The organism is Pyxidicoccus trucidator (assembly GCF_010894435.1).
GTDB lineage: Bacteria > Myxococcota > Myxococcia > Myxococcales > Myxococcaceae > Myxococcus > Myxococcus trucidator.
Map to the genome: position 1 here is coordinate 100,327 of NZ_JAAIXZ010000030.1, position 23,864 is coordinate 124,190.

A 23,864-nucleotide genomic window follows, 5' to 3' on the forward strand; every position below is an offset into this window, starting at 1 on the left:
AAGCTTGAAAGGATTGCACCCATGAGTCGCCCCGCCATCACCTCGCCGACATCTGTGTTCGGGCTCACCTGGCTCGGGCAGCTGGTCTCCTCGCTGGGCACGGGGCTGACCAGCTTCGCGGTGATGGTGCACGTGTACCGGAGCAGCGAGTCCATCACCCAGTACTCGCTCGCATCCTTCTTCTCGTTCGCCTCGATAGTGTTGGTCACCCCCATCGCCGGAGGCCTGGTGGACCGGTGGGATCGCCGCCGGGTGATGCTGCTGTCCGACGTAGGGGCAGGCTGCGCCGTCTTCGTGATGTGGCTCATGGTGGTGGCGGACGCCGCTGGCCACTGGAAGCTCCAGAGCTGGCACTTCTACCTGCCGCTCGCGGTGTGCTCGGGCTTCAGCACCTTCCGGGGGCTGGCGTACTCCGCCGCGACGACGTTGATGGTGCCGAAGCAGCACCTGGGGCGGGCAAACGGGATGATCGAGCTGGCCCTGGGCATCGGCCATCTCATCGGACCTGTCGCCGCGGGCTTCCTGGTGCTGCGCGTCGGCATCCGAGGCATCCTGCTGGTCGACCTGGTGACGTACCTGTGCTGCATGCTGGTGCTGTGGGCCGTGAGGTTTCCGCAACTGCCGGGCAGCGCCGCCAAGGGGAAGCCCGTGGGCTCGCTGAAGGAAAACGTGGCCCTGGGCTGGGCGTTCATTCGCGAGCGGCCGGGACTGATTGGCATGCTGCGGTGCATCTTCATCGCCAACCTGTTCACGGTCCTCGTCACGGTGTTGATCACCCCCATGGTGTTGAGCTTCGCGGACGCGGCGACGCTCGGGGGGGTGGTGTCCTTCTCCGGCGTGGGCATGCTGACCGGAGGCGTGGTGATGGGCATCTGGGGTGGACCGCGCCGTCGCATCCTGGGCGTGCTCGGCTTCCAGCTGCTGACAGGGGTCGCGCTGTTCGCCGCCGCGCTTCCAGCGAATGCCAGCACCCTCGCGTGCGCCGCCTTCGTGTTCATGTTCGCCTCGCCGGCCATGGTGGGCAACGCGCACGCCATCTGGCAGGTCAAGGTGCCTCCAGAAGTGCAGGGCCGGGTCTTCGCGGTCCGGAGGATGGTGACCCTGTCGGCGCCCCCGGTGGCGGCACTGCTCGCGGGGCCGCTCGCCGACGGCCTCTTCGAGCCCGCCATGGCCCCGTCGGGAGCGCTGGCGGACAGCGTCGGGAGGGTGCTCGGCACGGGACCGGGACGCGGCATCGCGCTGCTGTTCGTGGTGCTGGGCGCCCTGGCCATCCTCAACGTGCTGCTGGCCTGGCTGTCTCCGCGGATTCGGAACGTGGAGGAGGAGCTACCGGACGCCTTGCGACCGGAGCCGGCGACGGCTCACAGGCCACCGCACACGCCAGGGCTCCTCAATCCGCCACCACTTCAATCAGCGGATTGAGCTCCCCCCACGCCTCGGGCGCGGTCATGACCCGCTCGCACCAGGCCCGAAGTGTCTCGAGATGCCGGTCCTCACCCACTGGCACGGACTGCAAACGCCGGTGCCACACGGCCACCGAAGGCAGGGCCTCGCGGCGGCAGTCGCGCCAGTGACGAATCTTCCAGCCCGCGCCCTCCACCAGCTCGCGAAGCCGCCCGGAGCTGACCATGTGCATCGTCCCGCCGAACGCCGAGCTCGCGGGTGAGCCGTCCTGACAGTTGACGCGCATCACCAGGCGGCCCGCGAAGACTCGCAAGACCCGCAGCAGCCGCGCCTTGTCGCGGATGTGACTCAGGGATTCGAGCAGGATGGCGCAGTCGAAATGGCCGGGCGGCAGCGTCTGCTCGGCATCGCCCCAGCGAACCGGCAACCCCAATCCGGCGACGTACTGGAACTGGTTCCGGCTGATGGTCAGGCCGAGACTCCGGCATCCGAGCTCGCGAATCCACATCGCCAGCGGCCCGCCCCAGCCACACCCGACGTCATGGATGCGCCCGCCCGCCGGAATGAACGGGTACAGCGCGCTCACGGCGCGGCGCAGCGCTTCGTCCATCGCCGCGTCGCTCGCATCGAGCCCAGGCGTGTCGAACAGCCCGGCGTGGTAGTGCATCTCGGGTCCGAGCACGGCCCGCCAGGTCTCCAAGTCGCCGCCATAGAACGCATCCAACCCGGTGGGCTCCCCTTGCGTCCGTGACAGCGCAGGAAGACGCCGATACACCGTCTCCTCGACATCGCGGTGCCCCCCCAGGGCGCCCTCTCGGACCCGAGCCTGGAGCGCGGCCTCACTGGTCGGCCACGCCCCCTCCAGCGACGCCGCGGAATACAGCGTCACCTGCGGAGCCCCCTCTCCTACCCGCGCGGCGACATGACGGATGGGCAGCTCACTCCACCGCGAGTCATCCCGAGCCGGCACCGCGAGCACCCTGGCCAGCTCACGCAGTCCCTCTAACGTTCCAGCGATGGGGCACCAGGGGAACGCGAGGTCGACCTGCTCCACCGAGCCGTCACTCCCCTCGCGCAGCCAGAAGCCCGAGCCCTGCTGGAGCCGCTCCTCCTGCACCAGTCGCTCGAAGCCGGGGCGCAGCGCGTCCTGGATCAGGTCGGACGGCCGAAGCCCCGAGGGTGTCTCCGGCAGGAAGTGGAACGCGTAGCGCGAGCGCCGCGCCTCGCCGCCTGGCAGCCAGCGCCAGGCCCGGTAATGGTCGGCCAGGGTCGCCGGGTCACGGCCGTGCAGGTACAGCCGGAGCTCGGGCACCCCCTCAGTGAAGGCCACCGCGAGCCCCTGGCGGACAGGAAGCACCGCCTCGCGCTGTGCCGCGCGAACGGACTCGGGAGCCGCCAATCGCTCCAGCACGCGCGCCATGGGTGCGAAGGCGACCGGCTCGTCGCCCGACAACCAGCAACAGAAGCGGCCCTGGTCCTCGACCCGGCCCTGCGTCAGGCGGAGCGAGAACTCGAGGTCCACCCCGGTACACGCACCAAGCTCCGCACCGAGCTGCCCGAGCAGCCACTTCGCAGTCCATGCCTCCATGCTGCTAGTGTCCCCGAATCGCCAGCCCGCGCACCATGCTCCCGATGGAGGTCGATGACGGCGCAATCGCCGACCCCGCAGCGCTCGCACGTGCCCTGCGGCCTCGGCTGGCCGCACACCCCGTACCGCAGAGCGACCCCAGGACTCGCGGCCTGCTGCTTGAGGTGGGTGGGGGCGCGGAAGGCCATGCCTGGCTCCAGGCCGAGCTTCCAACGCTGGCCGAGCTGTTCGCGCGCTTCTCCGGCGACGCGGACGCGCTCTACGTCCTCGCCGTCAATGAGACCCCGCCGACCGCGACGGACACGTTCCTGCTTCGCCCCCACGTCGACCGCCGCTGGCTGGGCGACAGCTTCGGCTCCGCGCCGCCACGCCGGACCACGGTGGTGTTCCTGGACTTCGCCGCTGATGCCCGTGGCGGCGAGCTGGTCGTGTTTCCGCTCGACGCCTTCGATGCCACGGGCCCTGTGTCGCGCGACGGCGCGCGACAGACGGTAGAGCGCCACCAGGGAGTCCTCGTGACGCCGCGTCCGGGCCGCGCCTGCCGGCTCTCCGGAGAGCAGCCGCACGCCGTGCTCGGCTACACCGCCGCACCGGGAAGCCCCTGGCGCCTCGCCATCGTGCTCGCGGAGTTCGCGCGCGACCCCGACGAGCCGCGCCCGCGCGGCCTGCTCACCTGAGGCGCACCACCGCGCCCACCGATAACCGGCGCGCGCGGGCAGCGCTAAGCACTGCCCGCACGCGCGAGGTCACCACTTCGTCGGATCAAGCTTGCTGGCAGCCTTCGAGAACTCACCGCCGAGGCTCTTGAAGAGCTTGCTGATCTCATCCGACGCATAGCCAGCGCCCTTGAGCGTCTTCGAGAGCGCGTCAGCGCCCAGGTTGAACCCGCTCTTGAGGTAGTTGCCAACCTCATTCACGCCGTACCCCGCTCCCTTGAGCGCCTTCCCGATGGCATCGGCCGAGCTGTTCCAGCCCACCTTCAGGGCGTTGCCGACCTGGTCCGCGGCATAGCCAGCCCCCTTGAGCAGCTTCGCGGCTTCTTCCGCGCTGGTGCCATACGCAGACTTGAGAGCATTACCCACCTGGTCCGCCGCATAGCCGGCCCCCTTGAGGAACTTCGCGGCCTGCTCCGAGGACGTGCCGTATGCCGACTTGAGCGCGTTGCCAACCTGGTCCGCCGCGTAGTCCGCGCCCTTGAGCAACTTCGCGGCTTCTTCCGCGCTGGTGCCATAGGCCGACTTGAGCGCGTTGCCGACCTGGTCCGCCGCGTAGCCCGCCCCCTTGAGCAGCTTCGCGGCCTGCTCCGCGGACGTGCCATACGCCGACTTGAGCGCGTTGCCGACCTGGTCCGCCGCGTAGCCAGCGCCCTTGAGCAGCTTCGCGGCTTCTTCCGCGCTGGTGCCATACGCGGACTTGAGCGCGTTGCCGACCTGGTCCGCCGCGTAGTCCGCGCCCTTGAGCAGCTTCACGGCCTGCTCCACGGACGTGCTGTACGCCGACTTGAGGGCATTGCCGACCTGCTCCGCCGCATAGCCGGCGCTCTTCAATGCGGCCGTGGCTTCCTGCTCGGTCGCCTTGTACCCCTTGCTCAGGGCCGCGCCGACCTGCTCGGTGGCGTAGTTGGCGCCCTTCATCAACGTCGCCGCGCCCTCCTTGGAGACCTTGTAGCCGGAGCTCAAGACTTTGCCGATGGCCTCGCCAGAGTCCTTCGCGAAGTCGATGGCTCCACTGCCCACGTTCTTGAGCCAGGTCGCCGCATCCGCGAAGAGGTGCTCGAGGTACTTCTCCGGCGCGTCGATGATCTTCTGTTTGATCCAGTTGATGAGCTGCTCGAAGTCCGCGGGCGGGATGTCGACCCCCATGCGGAGCTCGAAGCCCTTGCCGTTGATCTTGAACCTCGCGGTGATGTCTCCGGAGAAGCCCTGCCGGGAGATGACCACCGACACGTCCGCCAGGACATCGATGGAGATGCTGACGTTGTTCGCGACCTTCACTCCTCCGATGCGAACCGCGCCGAAGTCGAGTCGGGGCGACGCCTTGAACCCCACGGAGCCCTTGAAGACCGGATCGTTCTTGTCCCACGAGACGTCGAGCACCAGGTACGCGCCGAGCCACCGGCCCTCCAGCCGAAGCTGGTCGTTGGACATGACCACGCGCGACTGCGACAGGGCGAGCCCGAAGAGCGCGTTGCGCGTCTCTCCCTGCAGGTAGAAGCGCTGCTTGCTCACCATCCCTTCGACGGAGCCGGTCACCGACAGGGGCCAGTCCTTCGGGAAGAGGTCGAGCTGACCGCTGAACCAGAACTGGTCATCGACGAGCTTCAGGTCTCCGCGCATGACCTGACGACCGGCCACCTTGAGGTGCGTATGGCCCTGGAGCTGGATGGCTGCCCGCTTCTGCGTCGCGGGGGCGGCCGCGAGCGCCCACTGGCCGCCGATGACCACGCCATGAAGCTTGTTCGCGCCGAGGTCGACGAGCTGCGTCCCCGCGGTGTGGTCCATGTTGTAGTAGGCCACGAGCCCGGCCTCCTGCCCCGTGAGGAGCAGGTTCATGGCATCCGAGATCTGCTCCGCCGTCCGGGCCACGGACCAGTACCGCAGGTCGTCGATGCTGCCGCGGAACCAGGCCTGCGCGCTGGCGTCGCCGCTGCGCCCCACGTTGACCGAGGCGGCCTCGGAGACGAGCTCGCCCGGCATCCCGCCCTGGGCGCTGAGGACTCCGTTGACGAAGACGGTGCACGTCTTTCCGTCGTTCGTGACGGCGAGGTGGTTCCACTCACCGAACCGGAGCACCCCCACGCCCGTATTGAGAACGTTGACCTGTTCCGACGTGGTGGTCTGCACCGTCGTCTTGGGCACGCTCATGCCAGGAATGCTCATTCCTGGCATCTTGATGGTGGGGGCCTGCACGGATTGGGTCGAGACGGACGTCGTCTTGACGCGCGCGGTGCAGCGATGGGAGACAATCCCGTTGTTGCTCACGAAGAGCTTGGGCGCCTTCCCGCTGCCTCCCCAGATGCATTGCCACGAGCCCGTCGGGTCCTTGTCGGGACGCACCCACGCCTCGATGGTGTACTGGCCCGTCTTGAACCTGTCCGACTGCGCGATGAACGCGGAGTCACTCTCGCCGTTGAGGACGAGCCCGTCGTGACGCAGAGTCACGGGCGCCGCCGAGGCCTGCTTCTCGACGCCGCCCGGGTTCCTCAACCGCAGCTCGGACGGGACGAAGCGGGCCTTCGTGAGGGTGCCGTGATTCCGGCCGCAGAGGTCGATGGCCCTAGTCCCCGTGTCCTCTTCGAAGCGATACAGGGAGACCAGGTCCTGGCGGTCGGCGGCCATGCGCTCGAACATGCCGCCCGAAATCTCGGCGGCGCTCCGAGCGCGCTTCCAGACGCGGATCTCCGCGACCTCGCCCTTCCAGGGGACACCTTGAGGGGACACCTTGCCGACCCAGACGGAGTCCTTGAACGTGACGAGCGCCCCATTCACAGGGCCGCTCGCGAGCTCCTTCCCGTCGACATAGGTCTTCGCGGTGACGCCGTCGTTCGTCAGCGCCACGTGCTGCCACTGCCCCCAGCTCACGGTGCCGTTGGGCGTGTTCGGCGGGCCCGAGTTCCCCCCGCCGGAGTCCGTGAACCGGTGGTGGTAGAAGCCGGACTTCGAGTTGACCGCGAGGAAGTAGTTCCTCCAGAGCCCACCCTTCCGCGTGTCGATGCCGAAGATATCGGCCCACTCCCCGCCCTGGTCCTTCGCCGAACGGATCCACAGCTCGATGGTGTACTCGGGCAGGACCAGGCTGTCGGCCGCGGCAATCTCGACCCAGGTGTCCTTCCCGTTGAAGGACAGCGCCTGGACACCCTGGGCCGCGCTGGGAGTGACCGTGGCCGCTGGCAGCACCTGGGTGGCAGGGACGTCCGTGGCCAGCGGCGCGTTCACCATGACGGCGCCGGAGAGCTCCAGCTCGGAGACGCCGAAGGTGCCGCCAAGCTTGAACCCCGTGTTGAAGCCCATGGCTCCGGACGCGGCGATCCCGAACGCCGCCTCCAGGCGGAGGAACTCGAGGTCCACCTCGCCGCGAACGAAGGCGACGAGTCCCTCCTCGTTGCCTGTCTGGCCCTGCGTCGGCGTGCTCGCCACCGAGGGCAGGACGGTCATGAAGTCGTCACGGTCGCTCTCGCTGAGCTCCAGCCGCTGGAACGCGCCCTTCCGGAACTCGGCGGGCGTCGTGAGCAGCCAGTCCGCGTCGAACTTCAGGAAGGCGAATTTGTACTCCGCGCTCCCGACCCGGTTCTCGATGGGAATCGAGCCGATGCAGTCATTGATGGAGAACGTCTTCCCGAAGTTCATCAACGCCGCGATGTACTTCCACGTGCCGACCTTGACGTTCTTTCCCTTCGTCCCGAGCAGGCCCGCGCCGAGGTACTCGGGCGCCTGCAGGAACTCGTCATGGAAGTTGAACGCGAGCTCCACGCCACCCGGCGGAGTGTTCGGGTCGAGCAGCGCCTTGCGGTCGTTGAAGAACGCGCTGAAGGCCTGGAAGACAGCGACCGCCGCGGCCCCGTCGAGCTGCGGCTTCGGGAAGCCCACGTGGGCCTGGAGCCCCAGGCCCTCGATGCCCAGGTACTCGAACCCCAGCTCGTCATAGAAGATGGGGAGCGGGACGGGCAGGCCCTGGGAGACGGGGATGATGCAGAACACATCATCCAGGATGATGCGCCGCTGCAGCTGGTCCGAGGTGGGCAACGGGAAGCTCTCGTCCCGAGGCAGCATCAGCGAGACGGCGAGCGACGGGAGGTCGAACTGGTCGATGAGCGCGTCGACCTCTCCGTAGAAGAGCGAGCCGGACAGGAGCGTGCCCACGGAGAACTTCCGCACCTCGATGCCGGTGAGCCCGGGCATGGGCACGTAGCTCTGCACGACGGACGGGAAGAGGACGCGCACCGGCTTCTTCGGCGCCAGCATCCCAAGGCTGATGCGTCCGGCCGGGGAGAAGCCGAACTTGAACTCGAGCTGCTCGGGAACCTCGATCTTGAGGTACTGCTTGAACCCGTCCGGGAACCGATTGAGCACCTTGCCGGTCTGCTTCAGCGCGGTGACGACCTCGTTGGGGACACCCCCGGCCTTCTTCAGGAAGGTGACGAGCTCGTCGACCTTCAAGTCATTGTTCTTGTCGACCAGGTCGAGCCCCTCGATGGGGAGCTTGTCCGGAAAGATGTCTGCCATCGCCTTCGAACCGCAGGCCTCCAGGAAGAGCTTGAGGGGCGCGAGGGGCAGCGCGAGCGGCCGGGTGACCTTCAGCCCGCCACCCGCCTCGAAGTACTGCGAGACGCCGTCATAGACGAACGTCGGCATCTTGAAGCTGACGGCGCCGTACTGGCCGAAGTCGACGTCGAACCAGGCCTCGTTGTTGACGACCACGGTGTTGGCGCCAGTGAACGGCGAGCTGAGAAACTGCATGGCCACGCCGGTTCCCGAGATGGTGAACCGGGTGCGGGCCATGGTGAGGGGATTCCCCTGCTGGTACACGCGGAACATCTGCGCGCCGAGGTACGTGTTGAGCTCCGCCGGCAGCCCGAGCCCGGCTTCGAGCACCATCCCGAGCTGCGGCTTGACGGCGATGCCCAGCTCGGTGAGCTGGATGACCACCTTGCCGAGGTCCTTGCCATTGGCCCTGGGCAGCGCGAAGTCGATGGAGCCGGAGACATTCACCGCCGAGAGACGGGCCTCCGTCTTCCCGGCGACGAGCATCGCGTTGACCTTGGAGGGCAGCACCTGGGCAAGGCCGCCGGAGATGCCGGTGAAGCCGAGGATGGTCGTCCCCGTGAAGCTCCACCCCGCGCTCACGGACTCCTTGACGAGTCCGACCTCGAAGAGCTCGCCCTGGAAGCCGAGTCCCTCGCCCGTCGGGAAGTCGATCTTGAAGGTGGTGGAACCCGTGTTCGGCTTGAAGACGAGCGCCTTCTTCCCTTCGGCGGTGCTGCTGATGCCCAGGTAGCCGCCGAGCTTGAAGAGCGAGTCGATCTCCAGCGTGGAGGCCAGACGGAGGTCGAAGTACGTCTTCTTCTTGCCGCCCTCGCCGCTCCGGCGGTCGAGCAGGAGGTCGAACTGCGCGAAGGAGTACGAGCCCACGCCATCGAGGTCGATGAGCGTCTTCGTCGGCGACGCCATCGCGCGGAACTTGATCTTCTGGATGCCCTGGGTGGCCTCGTAGCCCGCCTGGAGGTCGAGCACCGTGTCGACGAGCTCGGCAGTCACGCCGCCGGAGAGCTGCCAGCTGCCGCCTGTCTGGTAGCTGAACAGGAGGTTGAAGGCCTTGAGCGCGAGGCCCTCGGCGACGGGCACCGGGCCCTGGCCCTGGACGCTCAGGCTCGCGTTGAACGAGGAGACCCGGGAGCCGGGCTCGCCGGTGACGTTCCGGTTGAGCGAGAACTGCACGTTCGTCTTGAGGCTCCCCTCCTCGGTGAGTGGGTCCCACTCCACCGAGGCGTCACCGAACGCGGAGAAGGCGCCGGTCTTCGTGTTGATGCGGAAGGAGAGCGTCTCGAAGACGATGTCGGGCACCTCGTCCGGCAGCGCCTCGCCGTTGGTGACGAGGGACCAGAACTTCTTCAGCTCGAAGTTGGAAAGGCTGCCGGCGAGCGTGAGCCCGTTGTTCACCTCGCCAGACAGCGCGACCACGGCGTCCGCGATGGCCATCTGGGCGGTCACGAGGCCCCGGGCACGGCCTCGGGCCTTGCTGTAGTCGACGAGGACCGAGAGGCCGGTCACCTCGAACGCCGTCGCGCCGACGGGGATGGACAGCAGGTCCTCGATCGCCGCGTCGAGGAAGAAGGCCTTCTCCTTGGGCGTGGCCGTCGCACGGAGGCGGGTGATGGTGAAGGGCGGGAGGTCCGTCTCCCCCGGCAGGAACGACTCGATCACGTCGCCGAGCGGCAGGGTCTCCCCTGCCGGCAGGCCGGCGCCGATGCGGAACGCGGGCAGCTCTCCGAACGCGGCGAGGCTGAACTTCTTGAACGCGAGGAGCCCGGCGACGGTGGTGGTGAGCGTCCGGGCCCGATCGAACGGGTTGCGCACGAAGAAGGTGAAAGCCACCTCCTTCAGCGTCATCACGTCCGGGAAGAGCTCCCAGTTCGTCTTCGACCCGATGCCGACCATCAAGGCGGTGACGGAGGCGTCATCCAGGTCGAGCGTGGTCCCAAACTCCGTGAGGGAGATTCCCTCGGGCGCCGGGAAGTCCTCGGGCATGTCGTCATCGAAGCCCTCCACCCCCACGGTCTGGGACAGGCTGGAGAAGCCGGCGACGGCGAAGTCGGAGAACCGTCCATGCAGCGAGAGCTCGCTGTCACTGGCCGAGTACTCGTACTTGCCGATCATCTCGACCGGACGCCCTCCGAGCTCGGCGTCGACGAGGAGGTAGATCCCCGGCGCCTGAGTGGCGGTGACCACCGGGTCCTGCTGGAACTCGTCGACCGCTGCCTTGAGGTAGACGAACGACTTGTTGAGCGTCAGGGGACCGAGGTTCGAGGTGCCGAGCGCGAGCGGCGCCTTGAGGCGGGCCCCGAGGAACACCATCGGGTCGTACACCTTCCGGAATTCCTTCAGCGGCCCGACGAGCGGGATGGGGTCGTCCTGCTTGACGAGCGACCCCACCGTCCGCAGCGCGCCGGAGAAGGGATAGAGCTCTCCGACGAAGTTGAGCCCGGGCACCACGTCGCACGCGTAGCGCTCGTCGAAGTACGCCTCGCTGCTGACAATCAACCGGCCGGCGCCCAGGGAGAGCTGCTTCAGGAAGTGTGGCTCGGGGAGGGCAGCGCCCCAGGTGGTGCTCTGGTACGTGCCGGTGCGGCTGGGGAGGTTCGGCAGGACGTTGGAGAAGGACCAACCTCCTGGGAGCTGGAGCTCCAGGACCACGGAGAGCTCTCCCTCGCGCTCCCGGGCCAGGAAGGACACCTGGACGTCCTTCAGCTCGTTGAGCGTCGTGGTTCCGAAGAGCTCGAGGCGCTCCGCGGTCCGGGAGATCGTCTCGGTGACCGTGTCGATCGTGAGGGACTCCACGTCGAGAGCGGAGCGAAGGATGGTGGCGATCTCCGCCGAGCCGATGAAGGTCTGGTCGATCTTGATGGAGTGGCGGGCCCCCATGGGACCGATGGCATCGAATTGCTGGAGCACGTAGTCGAGCGACATGGTTTCGATCCTCCTTTCTGGACGGGGCGCTACTTCACCGCAGCGGCATCCGTGGGGCGCGACGGCGTCGGGTCCCGGAATTTCACCTGACTCTTGTACGGATCGATTCTCCTGACGTTGACGTCTACCCGGACGTCCTTCAGCGGGTATTTCTTGATGTCGAGCGCCTCGACGATGAGCTTGTTCAGCTCCTTCTCGATCTCTTCCTGCTTCTCTCGCTCCACCGCCCGCAAATCCCCCGCCTCGCGCGCCGTGGCCTGAGTGAGTGCGCTCTGCTCCAGGTTGATCGCGTTCTGCTTCTCGGCCTTGCCCTCGACACCTTCCTGCATCCTGTCGAGGTCCGATCTCAGCTGGCGGAGCCTGGTCTCATGCTTCTGGATTCGCTCCTGATGGTTCGCCTTCACCTGCGCGCTCTTCTTCGCGTAGTACGCCTGGTATTCCTGTTCGAGCGTGAGCCGCAGCCGCGCAATCTCCTTCTCCTGATCGGGGCTCAGCCGGCCTGGGACCTTGAAGGTCTGCTTCAGCAGCTCGTCGTAGATGGGGAACGGCGCGACGACGATGCCCCGGAGGTACGTGGGTCTGTCGGCGTACAGGTCCTGGATGGTGGTCTCGATGATGGTGCCGGTGCTGGCATCGAGCTCCAGCATTCCGTGCCCCAGCGTCATGTTGAACTGCTGCCGCGCGGCCCGGTTCTGGATCTCGGTGAGCTTCCCGGTGGAGAGCGCCACGTGATCACCCATGCCGAAGAGGAGCACTCGCCCCCGCGGGATGATCCAGTCACTCGGGATCCACGCGCATCCTCGGGTAGGGACCTTCCGGCCCTGGTACGCGACCGGCGTGGCGGAACGGATGTAGCAAGGGTTCTTGTCCGGCTCGTCGGGGTCATACGCCCAGAAGAAATAATCCATGGCCGTCAGGAGCCCGGACTGCATGCGGCTCGGGAATGAGCCGGCGTACATGGGGTCGTCCGCATAGTCCCCGTGCTTCGCTCGGGACGGTGCGTTGGAGAAGGCGATGTATTCGGGAGGTACGAGCTGCGTCTTCACGAGTGAGTACAGGACGGCTTCCCAGCAGTTCATCTTCCGGGGCTCGCGATCCTTGACCGCGCTGATCATCCACTGAAACATCGGGCGGTAGGAGAGCGTGGTGTTGTCGGTGAACGACGCCGGCCCCCAGGTGATGACATCCGCCTTCTCCATCGCCTCGTCCGCGAAGAAGAGCTTGGCCTTGGCCACATCCCCCGAGTCCCGGTACTTCACCCGTTTCGAAGGCTCGAGCTGGGCCTCTTTCATCCAGGTCTCGTCGGCCTCCTTGTTGAACGCCTTGATTGCGTCCTGGGCCTTCTTGTACCGGTCGGTGTGCTCCTTCATCAGCGCTTCCATCACGCTCGCGGCCTGGTAGCCGACGTTGCGGATGTGGACCTCCTGCACGAGCGCCGGCCAGTCCTTGAAGTTCAGCCCCTCGTTGATCAGGTCATCCGTGATGACGTTCAGATCCTTGATCTTGTTCGCGTTGGCCCCGAGTTGGAGGACGACGTCCTCCTTGAACTGCTTCTCGCCCCCGTTCGAGTACTGCGATCCGCCGACAGTCACGGTGCCCATGGTCACTCGCCCCCCGTTTGAGGAATGGAGGTGGAGCGTAGCAATGTGCTGACCCGGACCGCACGAGGGGGGCCCGAGGTGCTCGCACGCACGGAGAGCGGGGACTTGGAGCCGACTGACAGACTCGCGCGGCGCCCCTCGGCCTCGCGGTCGCCGGGCAGGCCCGCAGCATCGAACTGATACTGGCCCCGGAGCCTTTGCCCGTCCTGCTCTGAGCAGGTCCAAAGCCAATCGGTCAGAACCTCTGTGCCGATGTACTAGTTTGCTGCTGGGTTCCTCCCCGGTGGCGCTCGTGGCCTTGGATTCTGGCCGGCTTCTGGCCGTCCGGGAGGTCGCGGAGCGACTGGGGGTCTGCCGGGCCACGGTGTACCGACTGTGCGAGCGGGGCGAACTGCTCCACATCCGCATCTCGAATGCGGTGCGAATAGACGCTGAGGCTCAGGAGAGATTCATCCGGGGACCTTCGTCGCAGAATCGAATGTAGGCCACTCCCCTACTCCTTACTTCAACCTCCCTCGAACGAACTACTCGACCAAGCTGCCGTGCCGCGTCTGGCAGTTGCCGGCGGGGCGCAGCCTCAAGCTGAGCAGCTCGTTCAGACTCCGAGCGCAATGAGCTCGTCGCCGACCGGCAGATCCACGTAGATGCTCATGTGCGTCGTGCGGGCCTGGAACGGCCCCTGCGTCCACGGTCCCACCACCGACTTGCACTCTGCCCAATCGAGGCCGCTGTCGAAGAGCACCTTGAGCGAGCTGTGCTTGCCTCCCGGCGCGAACTCGATCACCAGCTTGCGCGGGTGTTCGAGCTCAAAGCGGCGCTCGAAGCGAAGGCCGAGGCCCTTCTTGCCCGCCTCGACGGAGCACCACTTCGCCAGCATCTCGGACTGCTTCGGCCCGAGGTTGCCGGGAGCCTTCTTCAGCTTAAACAGCTCGTCGCTGGTCTTCGCCTGGCCGTCGTACCCCTCCGTCTCGCGCGTCCAAATCATGCCCTTGGCATTCGGCGCATAGGCGAAGCGCTGAAGCAGCTCGCCGAGCATCCACATGGCGATCGCGCTCTTGCCGAGGTGCCGATCGTTGTACGCGAGCCTCGTCACCTTCCCCAGCTGGTTCAGGTCGCCGATGTGCGACCGGAGCAGCCGCCATGCGTAAACGAGGTCGGGGTTGATCACGCCCTTTGCGATCTCGACTAGCGGACAAGCATTGGGCGACTTCGGCGTGAGATCGTCCACCGTCACTGGCTGGCCGCGTCCCCAGCGCTCGGCAAACCTGGACCACGCCTCCTTCGCAGCCTCGGGCTTCGCCTCGATGGGAGCGCAGCCGTCGAGCCACGCGGAGCCGAAGCGTGGACCATCGCTGCCGGTAGTCTGTACACCGCCGATGGCCGCAGCGCGCGTCGGGCCGTTGGAGAAGACCTGCCACACGTCTTCGCCGAGCGCCTTTCGATCCGCAGCGGCAGCGACGCGTATGTGCACGTCGCTCTCGATCAGGCGCCGCAGATGCACGGCGACGACGGCATCCTCGTCGTTCTTTCCGCTGGCGTCGGGCAGGCGGCTAAGCAGCAGCCGCGGCACATGCTTCTCCGAGTCGAGAGCGCGCCGCTTCACGGTACGCAGGAGCCCGCCCGCAGCGAGCGCATCGCCAGCGATCTCGGCGGCCTGGAGCCCGAGCTCCGAGCCGGTGTCCTCGACCAGTTCAATTGCAGCGAGCAGCGGCCCGCGTCCACGTAGCACTGCGGCCTTGTGCTTTTCGAGCGGATTGGCCGCATCTAGCAACATCTTGCGCGCGGGATCGAGAAAGTGCGCCCGCAGCAGATCGACGCGCAGCATTCCGCGCGCGGCGAGGAACTGCGTGTCGAAGCGGATGATCTGCGCCTCGTTGTCCTTCTCGAGCATGGCGACCACGTCGCGAAGAAGCGCGACCGGATCGTCCATGAGGTGCCGCAGCATCCCGGAGCCGCTGGTCTCGTACACGATCGCTTCTCGTGCGGAGACTCCATCGTGCCCGTTACTCAGGCTGGCGTCCTGCCACGTTGCGACGGCAGCATGCAGCGTGCGCGGATCTATTTGGAGCCTCCGCGCTGCGACGAGTTGCAGGTAGGCCGCGAGCGTGTGGAAGAACGCTTCCTCCTCATTTGGCAGGACGGCAGGACGGAACTCCTTTGTCAGCCGCAGTCGGAATGCATCGACGGTCATTGAGGTGCCGAGAACGGCGTGCCGCCAAGTGCCCTGGCCTTCGCAGGGGCGGAACCCCCTGAGCCGATCGTGCTCAACGAACGCCTTGGGAAGGGGACCGTCGAACAACTCCTCCGGCTCGGAGAATCCGCAACGTTGACAGATGGCGAAGCCGAACCCTGGTCCGCCCGGCCGCTCGGACCTGCCCTCGGAGCGCACGAACACCGTCGAGTTGGCGGTGAAGCCACCGATGACGCCAGCGGGAAGGATATCCACGAGGCCTATGGAGTTGGAGGCGCGAACGGTCACGCGCGGGGAGGGCATCCGATCAATTTCGGAGCCCACTCGCCGCGGCCGGCGACCGGCTTTGACCGCGAAGCCACTCGGCCGCATGTAGCGGCGCACGAGGCTTGGAGGAACTTCGCCCGCCTCAAGCGGCGTCTCCTCCTCCTCGGCGGCCTTCTTCTTTCGACGGCGGCGTCCGGTCGTTTCGGTGGCCGACGCCAACTCCTCTTGGAACACCGTGGGATGGCCGCAGATCTCGCATGCAACCGGCGGCGCGTTGTGGTCCTCGAAATGCCCACACTTAACGCACTCAAGGTAGAAGTGCTGGACGACGCTGCTCTCGTCGCCGGCCAGCCAGTTGCGAACCACACCCGCGACCCGGTGCAGTTTCTTGCCGGCGATGATTTCGGAGCCGGGCGCGTACTCGCTCAGCGCGATGTCAAGGGCGCGCTCCATACGCAGATCGAGCGGCTCTTCCTGCTGCTTCGGCTCGTCCTCGTCGTTGTGCTCGCCCTTGTCCTTCTTCTTCCTGAACTTCCACTTCGTGTCGAGATGCACGACGTCGAGCGGAAAGCCGAAGCGTGGCAGGAAGCAATTTCGCGCGAGGCATGCGATCAGCGTCTCGACTAGAAGCACGCGTTCTTGGTGGGCGAGAGCGGCGAGGAACGTCTCGTCGCGCGCGGACTCACCTTTCTGCAGCTCGCGAGCGCGCTGATCCTTGAGCACGTCGTAGTCCCTCCTGACCGCCTCGACAGCGCGCGCGATCGCCTTGGAGCAAGAGGCTGCCAGCTCGGAGATCGAGTACGTGGCCAGCGTCGTGCCCTGCGTCAGATCACGGATCTGCGGGGTCACACTTGAATCGTCGTCGAGCCGGTCGAGCCAGCGCTCGAACGCATGCGCGAGCGGGTCCTCACTCTGCAGATCAAGCTTGCCGGCGAGTTGCTTGTCCATGCCGCCGCAACCGATGGCAGATCTGAACAGGAACTCGTCGACCGTTCCAAACGCGCGCATCGGGCTGCCGGCGCCGTCACGCTCCACCACTTCCTCGAAGAACGCCGCCAGCAGCGATGCGTTCACGTGCCGAAGCAGAAGCGGCGGCGAGTCGAGGCGCACCTGCGGTGGCGTCATCTCTGAGTGGAGGAAGCGCCGCGGGCTGGTGAACACCAGTTGATCGTGCGGCCGGTTGAGCGCGAGCGTGAGCACCATTGACGAGCCGTCGGCGCGGCGGCCGGCACGGCCTGCTCGCTGCCAGTAGTTCGCGGGGCCCGGCGGCACGTTGGTCAGCATCACGAAGGTGAGGCCTCCGATGTCGACGCCCATCTCGAGCGTGGTGGACGATGCGAGTAGGTTGCGTTCGCCGCGGCGGAAGGCGCCTTCTTCCCCTTCGAGCGAGTCGACTCCGATCTGCGCCGTGTGCTCCACGCTGTGCAAGCCAAGGAGCGGATCCTCGAGGATGCGGCGTACTGAGTGACGGGCAGCCCAGAGGACCCGCTCGTCGTCGTTCATCGGCGCGAGGGTGCGCGGGCAATTCGGCGCCGGAACCACACCGCCCACGGAACGGAAATAGACACGGCCGGAGTCGACGTCGACGAGCGGCGGCTGATCGTGAAGCCGGAGCTCGAGGCGCGACAGATCAATCTGGAGCTTGTCCTGCTTCAGCCGGAGCCACTTGCAGCCCTGCTCTGCATGCTGGGTGAGTGCGCTCCACGCGAGTGAGAGCAGGGAGTCGACGCCCATCGAGTCGGGCATCTTGAGGCGCTCGCGTACGCGCGCTGTGTACTCGTACATCCGGCCGATCTCGGGACGGCGGCGCGGGTACATAGGGATGTCCCGGCCGGTATCCTCGTCGTCCGTCTCGGATTCGTCCTCGTCCGGCAGATCCTCCGCTGTGCTCCAGACAAGCTTGTTGCCAATCGTGTTCGGGAGGAAGTGCCCGAGCATTTCCTCCGCTTCCGGCTCGTCGGTGCTGGGCTTGCTTACCACGCCGCGGCTACGCGCAAAGTCGATCAACTGGGCGACGAAGTCCTTCCATACCTTGTCGCTACCAAAGTAGGGTAGCGCTTCGCTCGGGCACGGCGGCAGGTTTGGGTACACGACCTCCACGATACCGAGCGTCTCGAGTGTGTTGGCGCGGCTCGGCGGCCTCGCAAGCTCCTCATAGATCGAGAGCAGGCCGAGGTATTCGAGCGATTCGGATTGCTTGAGACCGCGTGAGGCCGCGCGCTCGAGGAGCAAGTTGTCTTGGCCGAGCGCGCGTGCCAGCTCCTTTACCGTCGCCTTACCGCCTTCGGCACGGAGCGCCGTGACGATAAGCTGGCGGTTGACGCCGGTGTCGTGCGTGCTCTCCACGACCGCGGCGATGCGAGCCGCTTCCTGGCGGCTATCCGAGAACGTGAGCAGGCGACGCCCGCCGCCCGGGCGGAATTCTTGCTCCGCACTGCTCGGCGGCATCTCGCCGAGGTGCGGATACACCATATCGACCACGGCGCCGAGCGCCGCGCGCGGGCTGAGCAGCAGCGGGCGAAGCCGAGTCGCAACGGTATTGCACTGCAGGCAGGTCATTGGCGAACGCCCGTGACGGTCCGCCGCCCCGAGCACCGCAAACTCGACGGGGACGCACGTTTCGCCGACGCACAGCACGTACTCGCTTCCTTCCTTCGGGCGGACTGCGAGGCGAGCCGACTTGTCGGCCTTCTCGATCCGCAGCTCCTTGGCCTTGCCGACTCGATGAGCGACGAGGTAGGGCGCACCACATTCTGCGCAGACGCCGAGCTGCGTACGCGGAGATTCGGCGGGATCGCCGGAAGGCGCGAGCGAGGTCACCGGCCCCCAAGGCCACCCCTCGACGACCTTCGCCTCGGACGGGCGCGGATCGACCCAAACACCGGTCGGCGCGCGCACGAGTGCATGCATGCGGATCGGGATGAATGGGTGGCGCTTGGCATCAAGGCGTGCGAGCGAGCCAAGGCGCAGGATCGCATCGGTCGCGCGCCGCCGCTGCTCGCTCGGATCAGCAGGACCATACATCTTGGCGGCGACCTGGTCGATGTCGGGTAGCTCCTCCTGCTCGGAAAGCCACACGCGCAGCTCGGTGAGCCGCGGATGCGTCGCGTACACGTGATGCAGGAGGAGCGCCGGACAGTCGGCGATCTCCGCTGGCAGCTGCGCGCGCTCTGCCTCGATCACCAGTCCGAGCGCTTCGCATGCCTTCCAGGCGGTGTTGGCGAGCGCGGCATCGCGGAGCAATGCGGAGGGATTGCCCGCGCCGTCGTATTCGAGCGTGCGGAGCTCGGCGGCTATCAACTGCTGATCGGCAGCGAGCGTGGTGGGAGCGCGAAGCTCCGGCACCTGGCGCGGCGGGCAAGCTTCGGCTGGCAGATAACGGCGTCCCTCGACGGACTTCACGCCGCTCTTCTTCGCGAACATGCGGGACGCGTACTCATCGAGCACAGCGCGTCCTTCGCTCTCCCCCTGCGCGAGCGTCGCGGAAGTCGCGAACCCCTGCACCGCCTCAAGCTTGGTGCCGAAGCGCTGCGCGGCGCGGCGCAGCAGCATGTGGATCTCGGCCGCCTGCGCGCCTGCGTACACGTGCGCTTCATCGAGCACCATCATCTTGAGGCGCGGATACTCGCCGTAGAAGAGGTTCTCGGGCTCGAAGATCGTCCGGTCGCTCGGGCGGATCAGCATGTACTCAAGCATGCTGAAGTTGGTGACGAGAACGTGCGGCGGTCCCTTAGGTCGATCGTCACCACCATCGAGTCCACGCAGCGTCGCGCGGTCAATGATCTGACACTTCGGCGGTATCGGCTTACCGCGGCGCTCGTACGAGTTCTTCGCCGAACGCCACGTGTCCTTCAGTCGGCTGGTGTAGTAAGCGAATTTGATCTCGTCTTGCTCGCCAAGCATCGCCATTAGGCGATCCACTTGGTTGTTCACGAGGGCGTTGAGCGGGTAGACGACCACGGCGCGCACACCCGGATGGCTGAGATCGTCGCGGCCCTCCTCATGATCCCAGAAGAGTCGATCGATGAGCGGGATAACGAACGCCTCGGTCTTGCCACTGCCCGTGCCCGCGGAGAGGACCACGGTTTCGCCGTGAGAAGCTGCACGGATGGTGTCGACTTGGTGCTCGAACAGTGGGTAGTCGATTCCCGCCTTCTTTAGCAGAGAGACCGTCTTCGGGTGCAGTGGCCGCTCCATGGTGCGCTGCTTGGTCGAGGGTGCCTGGAGGTCGGCAAGCGTCTTCCCCGGGCGGAATGGGAACGCGGCTTGAACGAGTAGCGGGGCGAATAGCGAGAAGCCGTTGTCGCTGCTCCAATGCCTGCGAAGAACGTTCGCGAGAGGCCCGGGCCGTACTCCAAACACGTCGAGCAGGAAGTCAGCGTAGCGGCCCTGCAGTGCGTGATAGGCTTGGTAGCCGTCGAACTGGTAGTGCTTGCTCATGTTGCGCTTTCCTCCGCTGCCCAGCGGTTGAGCCAGTAGTCGAAAAGAGTTGGCGCGCTGCGCTGCAGCACCCGTACGTCGTCCCAAAGCTTCGGAAGCACAGGACCGCCTGCGCGCCAGCGATGGACGCGCTCGGTCACGTGAACGACCGCGTTTTCGAGTGCGCGTGCATCGGGTGGCAGCGCCTGTTGCCAGATTGCGTTGAGGCGGGGATGCACGCCTCCGGAATCGTCGTCACGAACGATGAGACTCCGGAGGTCGGGATCGTCTGACAACTCGGTGTGCTTCCGCCGAATCTCTACCAGGCCAGCAAGCCGGCCGCTGGCCGTACTGCTGGTGGGGTTTCTCATCCCTTCGGCTTCGGGACTACACACCGCATCGATCTCGGCGCTGCTGAGCAGCCTCGGGGCCTCGTGGATCGGAGCAAGAAGCACTGCGACGTCCATGTAGTGATCCCTCGGGTCCCACTTAAGAAATGCGGGAACGAGCAGCCCCGCGTGCCACTCGGCGATCCTCCGCAAGGCGACGACAAGGTCGGATGGCTCGACGCGATGGAAATCGGCGTAGCGGACGCGGGCCAATGGCCAATCGAGCTCGCGGAAGACCGCTTCGACGTCGTCGGACTCCTCGGTGGGCGCGACGAGGGCGCCGAGGCGCAGATGCGTCATGGCATCCGCGAGATGCTCGGCAATTTTGAACCAGCGCGTGCCATAGCGGCGGAGCGTTTTAAAAGTGTCGAAGACCCACTGCTCGCGGTGCTTGGCGAGGCGGCGCTCGATCGCGTCGCGCCAGAGTTCCCGCTTGCGCTCGGTCCCATCCCAGAGCAAGCGTTCGAGCAGGCTGTACTCAGGCGGCGCTGGCGGGCGGCCAACGTGAGAGTAGAGCAATCCCATACCGGCGATCCGTTCTGCGCCAGAGAACGCGGTGACCTGGTACGGACGTCCGGGGGCAGGGACGGGTACCTCGTAGAGGATGCCACTCTCGTCGCGAGAGACGACTTCCGCCTCAAAGCGCTGCGCGGGCATCCACGGCGCCCATGCGTTTACGAACTCGATGTGCACAGGGGGTGAATCTGAAAGCTTGGTACGCGCGTACCAGGTGCCGGCCCGCAGTTCAGGGATGACGTTCAGGCGGCGAGCAGTGCGCCGTGTGAAGTGCAGCATCTCGGAGAGCCAGTTGCCCACGTGCACACGGATGCGGAGACCACCGTCGCCAACTTGGAGGATGCGCCGCGGTAGCTCGGAGTAGCGGATGAAGCGGTGGCCGGTCGAGTCGAGATACCGGACGAAGACGGCTTCGCCTGCAACGATGCGGACGCCGGCTCCCGGGGGGCCGTCGATCTGAAGGCCGCCAGTGCCAAGGAGCAACTCGAACCCACGCTCGTCGGTCGCCTCGGCGTCAGCCGCCGGTCGAACCTCCACGCGCGGCGGGTAGGCGCCGATGGAATACACACCGCGCAGGTCGGCACGCTGCCAGAAGACGCCGATTGAGAGCTTGCCGTGAACCGAGGGGTTTACGGTCAATGCGCGCGTGTGCTCGTGTGCATGCGTGAGCAGCGACAGCTCGTCGCCGGAAATGGCGATGTGCGTGCCGAGAGCGTCGGACCTCGACGTGAGCGCGGTGCCTTCCGGCACGATCACAAAGTGAGCGATGCCACGCCTTCCGTCCGCAGACACCTCGAGCCGGTAGCGGCCGGGAATCGCGGCGAGCCTTTGCGCGGGCCTGACGAGGCGATTGCGCAGAGCACCGGACTGCTCGCCTGCAGGACCAGTGAGGAGATAGCTGAACGTGCGGATGTCGCCCTCGACGAAGAAGCGAGGGAAGCGCGAGTAGACGGCGGCGCGACCGAACGCCAAACCGGGAACATGGGGCGGCTCGAAGACGATGCGAAGCGGAAGCGCCTTGGGATCGAGTGACCACTCCTCCGCCGAGCCATCGGGGCAGTACATCGTCAGCGTTTGTGCGTGTGCTGGAAGCGTGCACGCCCATGCGTCCAGATCGGCGAGCGACCGAGGCTTGAAGCCTTCCGGGGCGTCGAGTCGGTAGCCAGGCGCGCAGACCAGGACGACCGAGGAGCCGGCCGGCGCTGTGGAGAGCTGCGCTCCGGTATCCGTGTCGAAGAGGGCCACCGGCTCGGCCGGTGCCTCTACCTCCATGTACGGGACTTCGAATTCGCCCTGAGCCTCGAAGGCGAGGATGGCAGCCGGAAATTTGGTAGCGCGCGGCAATGGCAGTGACGACGAGCCGGGCTCGCGCTCGTATCGATCGCCTTGGCGCAAGTAGGCGACTGTGATGGTTCCGTTCGCGAAGCCGAGTAAGATGCGCTGCTGCTCGGGGCCGGCGTCGGGAACGGTGATCAGATTGGGCAGGCGCAGTACGAGCCGATCCAGTCCATTCTTGCTGTCCCAGCGCCACTCGGCCTGCGCCGGGGCCTGCACCGTAGTCGCGGGTGGAGCCAGGCGGGCTGCGAGAGCGCGGGCCGTTTCCTCGTCCGGAGCGCCGAGCACTTCGGTGAGCGCACTGCGAGCGAGCGGGATAGCGGCGCGCTGGGCGAGGAACGACTTCACCTCGGCGAAGCGTTGCAGATGCTCGGCGAGATCAAGGCACGTGCCTTCGTCGCGAAGGGCCGAGCGCAGGCCTTCACGCACCTGCAGGAGCTTGGCGTGGTTCGCCATCCAGGCTGAGATCGCCTGCAGATCGGCTTGCGCCAGCGATTCCCAGCTCCAAGAGCGTTCGACTTCGTCCGTGAGCGCCTCGAGCAGCGGCCAGAGCGCGCCGGAGTGCAGCAGCATGGTTTCGAGAACACGGCGTGCAGCTGCACGGGAGCGCATCAAGCGTACGCCCCAGACCTGGCGAGCTCCGACCTCGATGGCAGACCAAGCGTCGGTAGTCATGTACTGAGCGAGCTGGTCGATGCCGAGCTTGACGCCGACGTTCGCGTATTCGAGGCGTGCGTCCGGATTGTCTTGGAAGAGCCGCTGAATCGCGCGCGCGCCGGCCAGCAGCATTGCTGCGCCCCAGGCGACCTTGAACTCGTCACGGAGCCTCTTGACCTTATGAGCGCGCTCGCCGACCCACACGTTGAGCTGGCCGAGCTGCGAGTCGGTCAGCTGGAGTGTGGCGAGATTGTCGCCGGGCTCCCATCCCGGCGAACTCGCCTTGATTGAGTTTAGGAACTGTTCAATGCGCATGTTCCCGCCCCCACAACGCCTGTCGGCAATGTCAGCGCGAACTACGGGAATGCTGCTCGAGCGTTCTCAAGTCTCACTTGCGAGCGCTTGGTGGTCAATGCGTGATTAGGGACCCTGGGACGCGGATGACCTAGCCCGGCTCCTCAAAGCAAGCCGGAGCTGGGTCTATCAGAGGGCCCAGGCAGGGCAGCTCCCGTGCCTGAAGATTGGCAGGCTGCTGCGCTTCGATCCTGCGGCCATCCGGCGTTCATCAAGGGGCAGGGGCTCCGTTATCTGGCAAGTGGCGCCCTCGCCCGTCGGCAATGATTACAAGATCTCCAGGGTTTTCAGATGGATGGACTCTTTGACGGGTTCTATCTACCGCAAGAGCGACAGGTGGTACGTTCGCGTCAAGGACGGCCCTGGCCGGAGGCGCGACACCGCCCCCAGGCCACCACGAAGACCGAGGCGAAGTCACTCCTGCATACCTGGAGGTTCAGGCCGACCGCCAACGACGCGGCCTGGAGCCCTGCCCAAGCACAGCAAGCAGGTCACCTTCGGGGAGGCCCTGGACGCGTGGAGGACCGAGGTGGGCAGCTGACTCCGCTCCACCACCATCATCGACTTCGGCGAGAAGCACCTGCGCGATAAGCTGGGGTCCCTGCCCCTCAAGGACGTCGCGCCTGGAGATGCTGCTCAACGCGAAGCTCGGAGAACTGTCTCCCGCGTCCCGCAACCACCTACGCGCCCTCCTCCACCGCATCTTCGAGCTGGCGATCCGGCGCGGTCTCTTCACCGGTCTCAACCCGGCCAAGTCCGTCCCGCGCGTCAAGAAGCCGAAGAAGCTCCCGCAGTACCTCAAGGCCGAGGAGGTCCCGCTGATGCTCGCGGCCCTAGAGCGCCAAACAGGTTAGTGGAACCTCAGGCCGCAAGCCGCCGCTTCTCGTCGATGCGGCGGTGGAGGGTCTCCAGGTTCTGGAGAGCGCAGAGCCTGCGAAGGTCGAAGGTGTTCTTCCGGGT

The 23,864-nt window shown here is 66.4% G+C and carries 9 protein-coding genes and 1 pseudogene; 5 read left to right on the top strand and 5 right to left on the bottom strand.

All coding sequences use genetic code 11. The annotated features are described in order from the left end of the window. Positions 1–21: 21 nt before the first annotated feature. The gene (locus G4D85_RS46120) at positions 22–1,422 is read left to right on the top strand and encodes an MFS transporter (protein ID WP_240359914.1); all 1,401 of its coding nucleotides are present in this window, start codon (positions 22–24) and stop codon (positions 1,420–1,422) included. Here the strand turns inward: G4D85_RS46120 and G4D85_RS46125 are convergent. Further along, on the bottom strand, positions 1,391–2,992 hold the full coding sequence (locus G4D85_RS46125; protein WP_164021078.1) for an SAM-dependent methyltransferase: 1,602 nt from the start codon (positions 2,990–2,992) through the stop codon (positions 1,391–1,393). The genes G4D85_RS46120 and G4D85_RS46125 overlap by 32 nt on opposite strands. Before the next feature lie 35 nt (positions 2,993–3,027). Here G4D85_RS46125 and G4D85_RS46130 point away from each other — a divergent pair, with 35 nt between their 5' ends. Further along, entirely contained in the window at positions 3,028–3,669 is a 642-nt protein-coding gene (locus G4D85_RS46130) for a hypothetical protein (RefSeq protein ID WP_205526006.1), read from the top strand. Positions 3,670–3,738: 69 nt separating this feature from the next. Here G4D85_RS46130 and G4D85_RS46135 read toward each other — a convergent pair whose 3' ends face one another. Next, positions 3,739–11,175, bottom strand: a complete 7,437-nt coding sequence (locus G4D85_RS46135; protein WP_164021082.1) for a LamG domain-containing protein — start codon at positions 11,173–11,175, stop codon at positions 3,739–3,741. 29 nt (positions 11,176–11,204) lie between these two features. After that, positions 11,205–12,776, bottom strand: coding sequence for a hypothetical protein (locus G4D85_RS46140; RefSeq protein WP_205526007.1), 1,572 nt, complete (start codon positions 12,774–12,776; stop codon positions 11,205–11,207). 292 nt (positions 12,777–13,068) lie between these two features. Here G4D85_RS46140 and G4D85_RS50545 point away from each other — a divergent pair, with 292 nt between their 5' ends. Next, positions 13,069–13,260, top strand: a complete 192-nt coding sequence (locus tag G4D85_RS50545; RefSeq protein WP_275900412.1) for a helix-turn-helix domain-containing protein — start codon at positions 13,069–13,071, stop codon at positions 13,258–13,260. Between the two features lie 111 nt (positions 13,261–13,371). Here G4D85_RS50545 and G4D85_RS46150 read toward each other — a convergent pair whose 3' ends face one another. Both G4D85_RS46150 and G4D85_RS46155 read right to left on the bottom strand, forming a co-directional pair. Next, a complete protein-coding gene (locus tag G4D85_RS46150; RefSeq protein WP_164021086.1) occupies positions 13,372–19,674 on the bottom strand; it encodes a DEAD/DEAH box helicase in 6,303 nt (2,100 codons plus the stop codon). Next, positions 19,671–22,865 carry a hypothetical protein gene (locus tag G4D85_RS46155; RefSeq protein WP_164021088.1) on the bottom strand — a complete coding sequence of 1,065 codons (3,195 nt, stop codon included), beginning with the start codon at positions 22,863–22,865 and terminating at the stop codon, positions 19,671–19,673. The genes G4D85_RS46150 and G4D85_RS46155 overlap by 4 nt, the downstream gene beginning before the upstream one ends. 133 nt (positions 22,866–22,998) lie before the next feature. Here G4D85_RS46155 and G4D85_RS46160 point away from each other — a divergent pair. Then, positions 22,999–23,445, top strand: a pseudogene (locus G4D85_RS46160) (helix-turn-helix domain-containing protein); the annotation flags it as partial. Between the two features lie 88 nt (positions 23,446–23,533). Then, on the top strand, positions 23,534–23,758 hold the full coding sequence (locus G4D85_RS46165) for a site-specific integrase (RefSeq protein ID WP_164021090.1): 225 nt from the start codon (positions 23,534–23,536) through the stop codon (positions 23,756–23,758). Positions 23,759–23,864 lie beyond the last annotated feature (106 nt).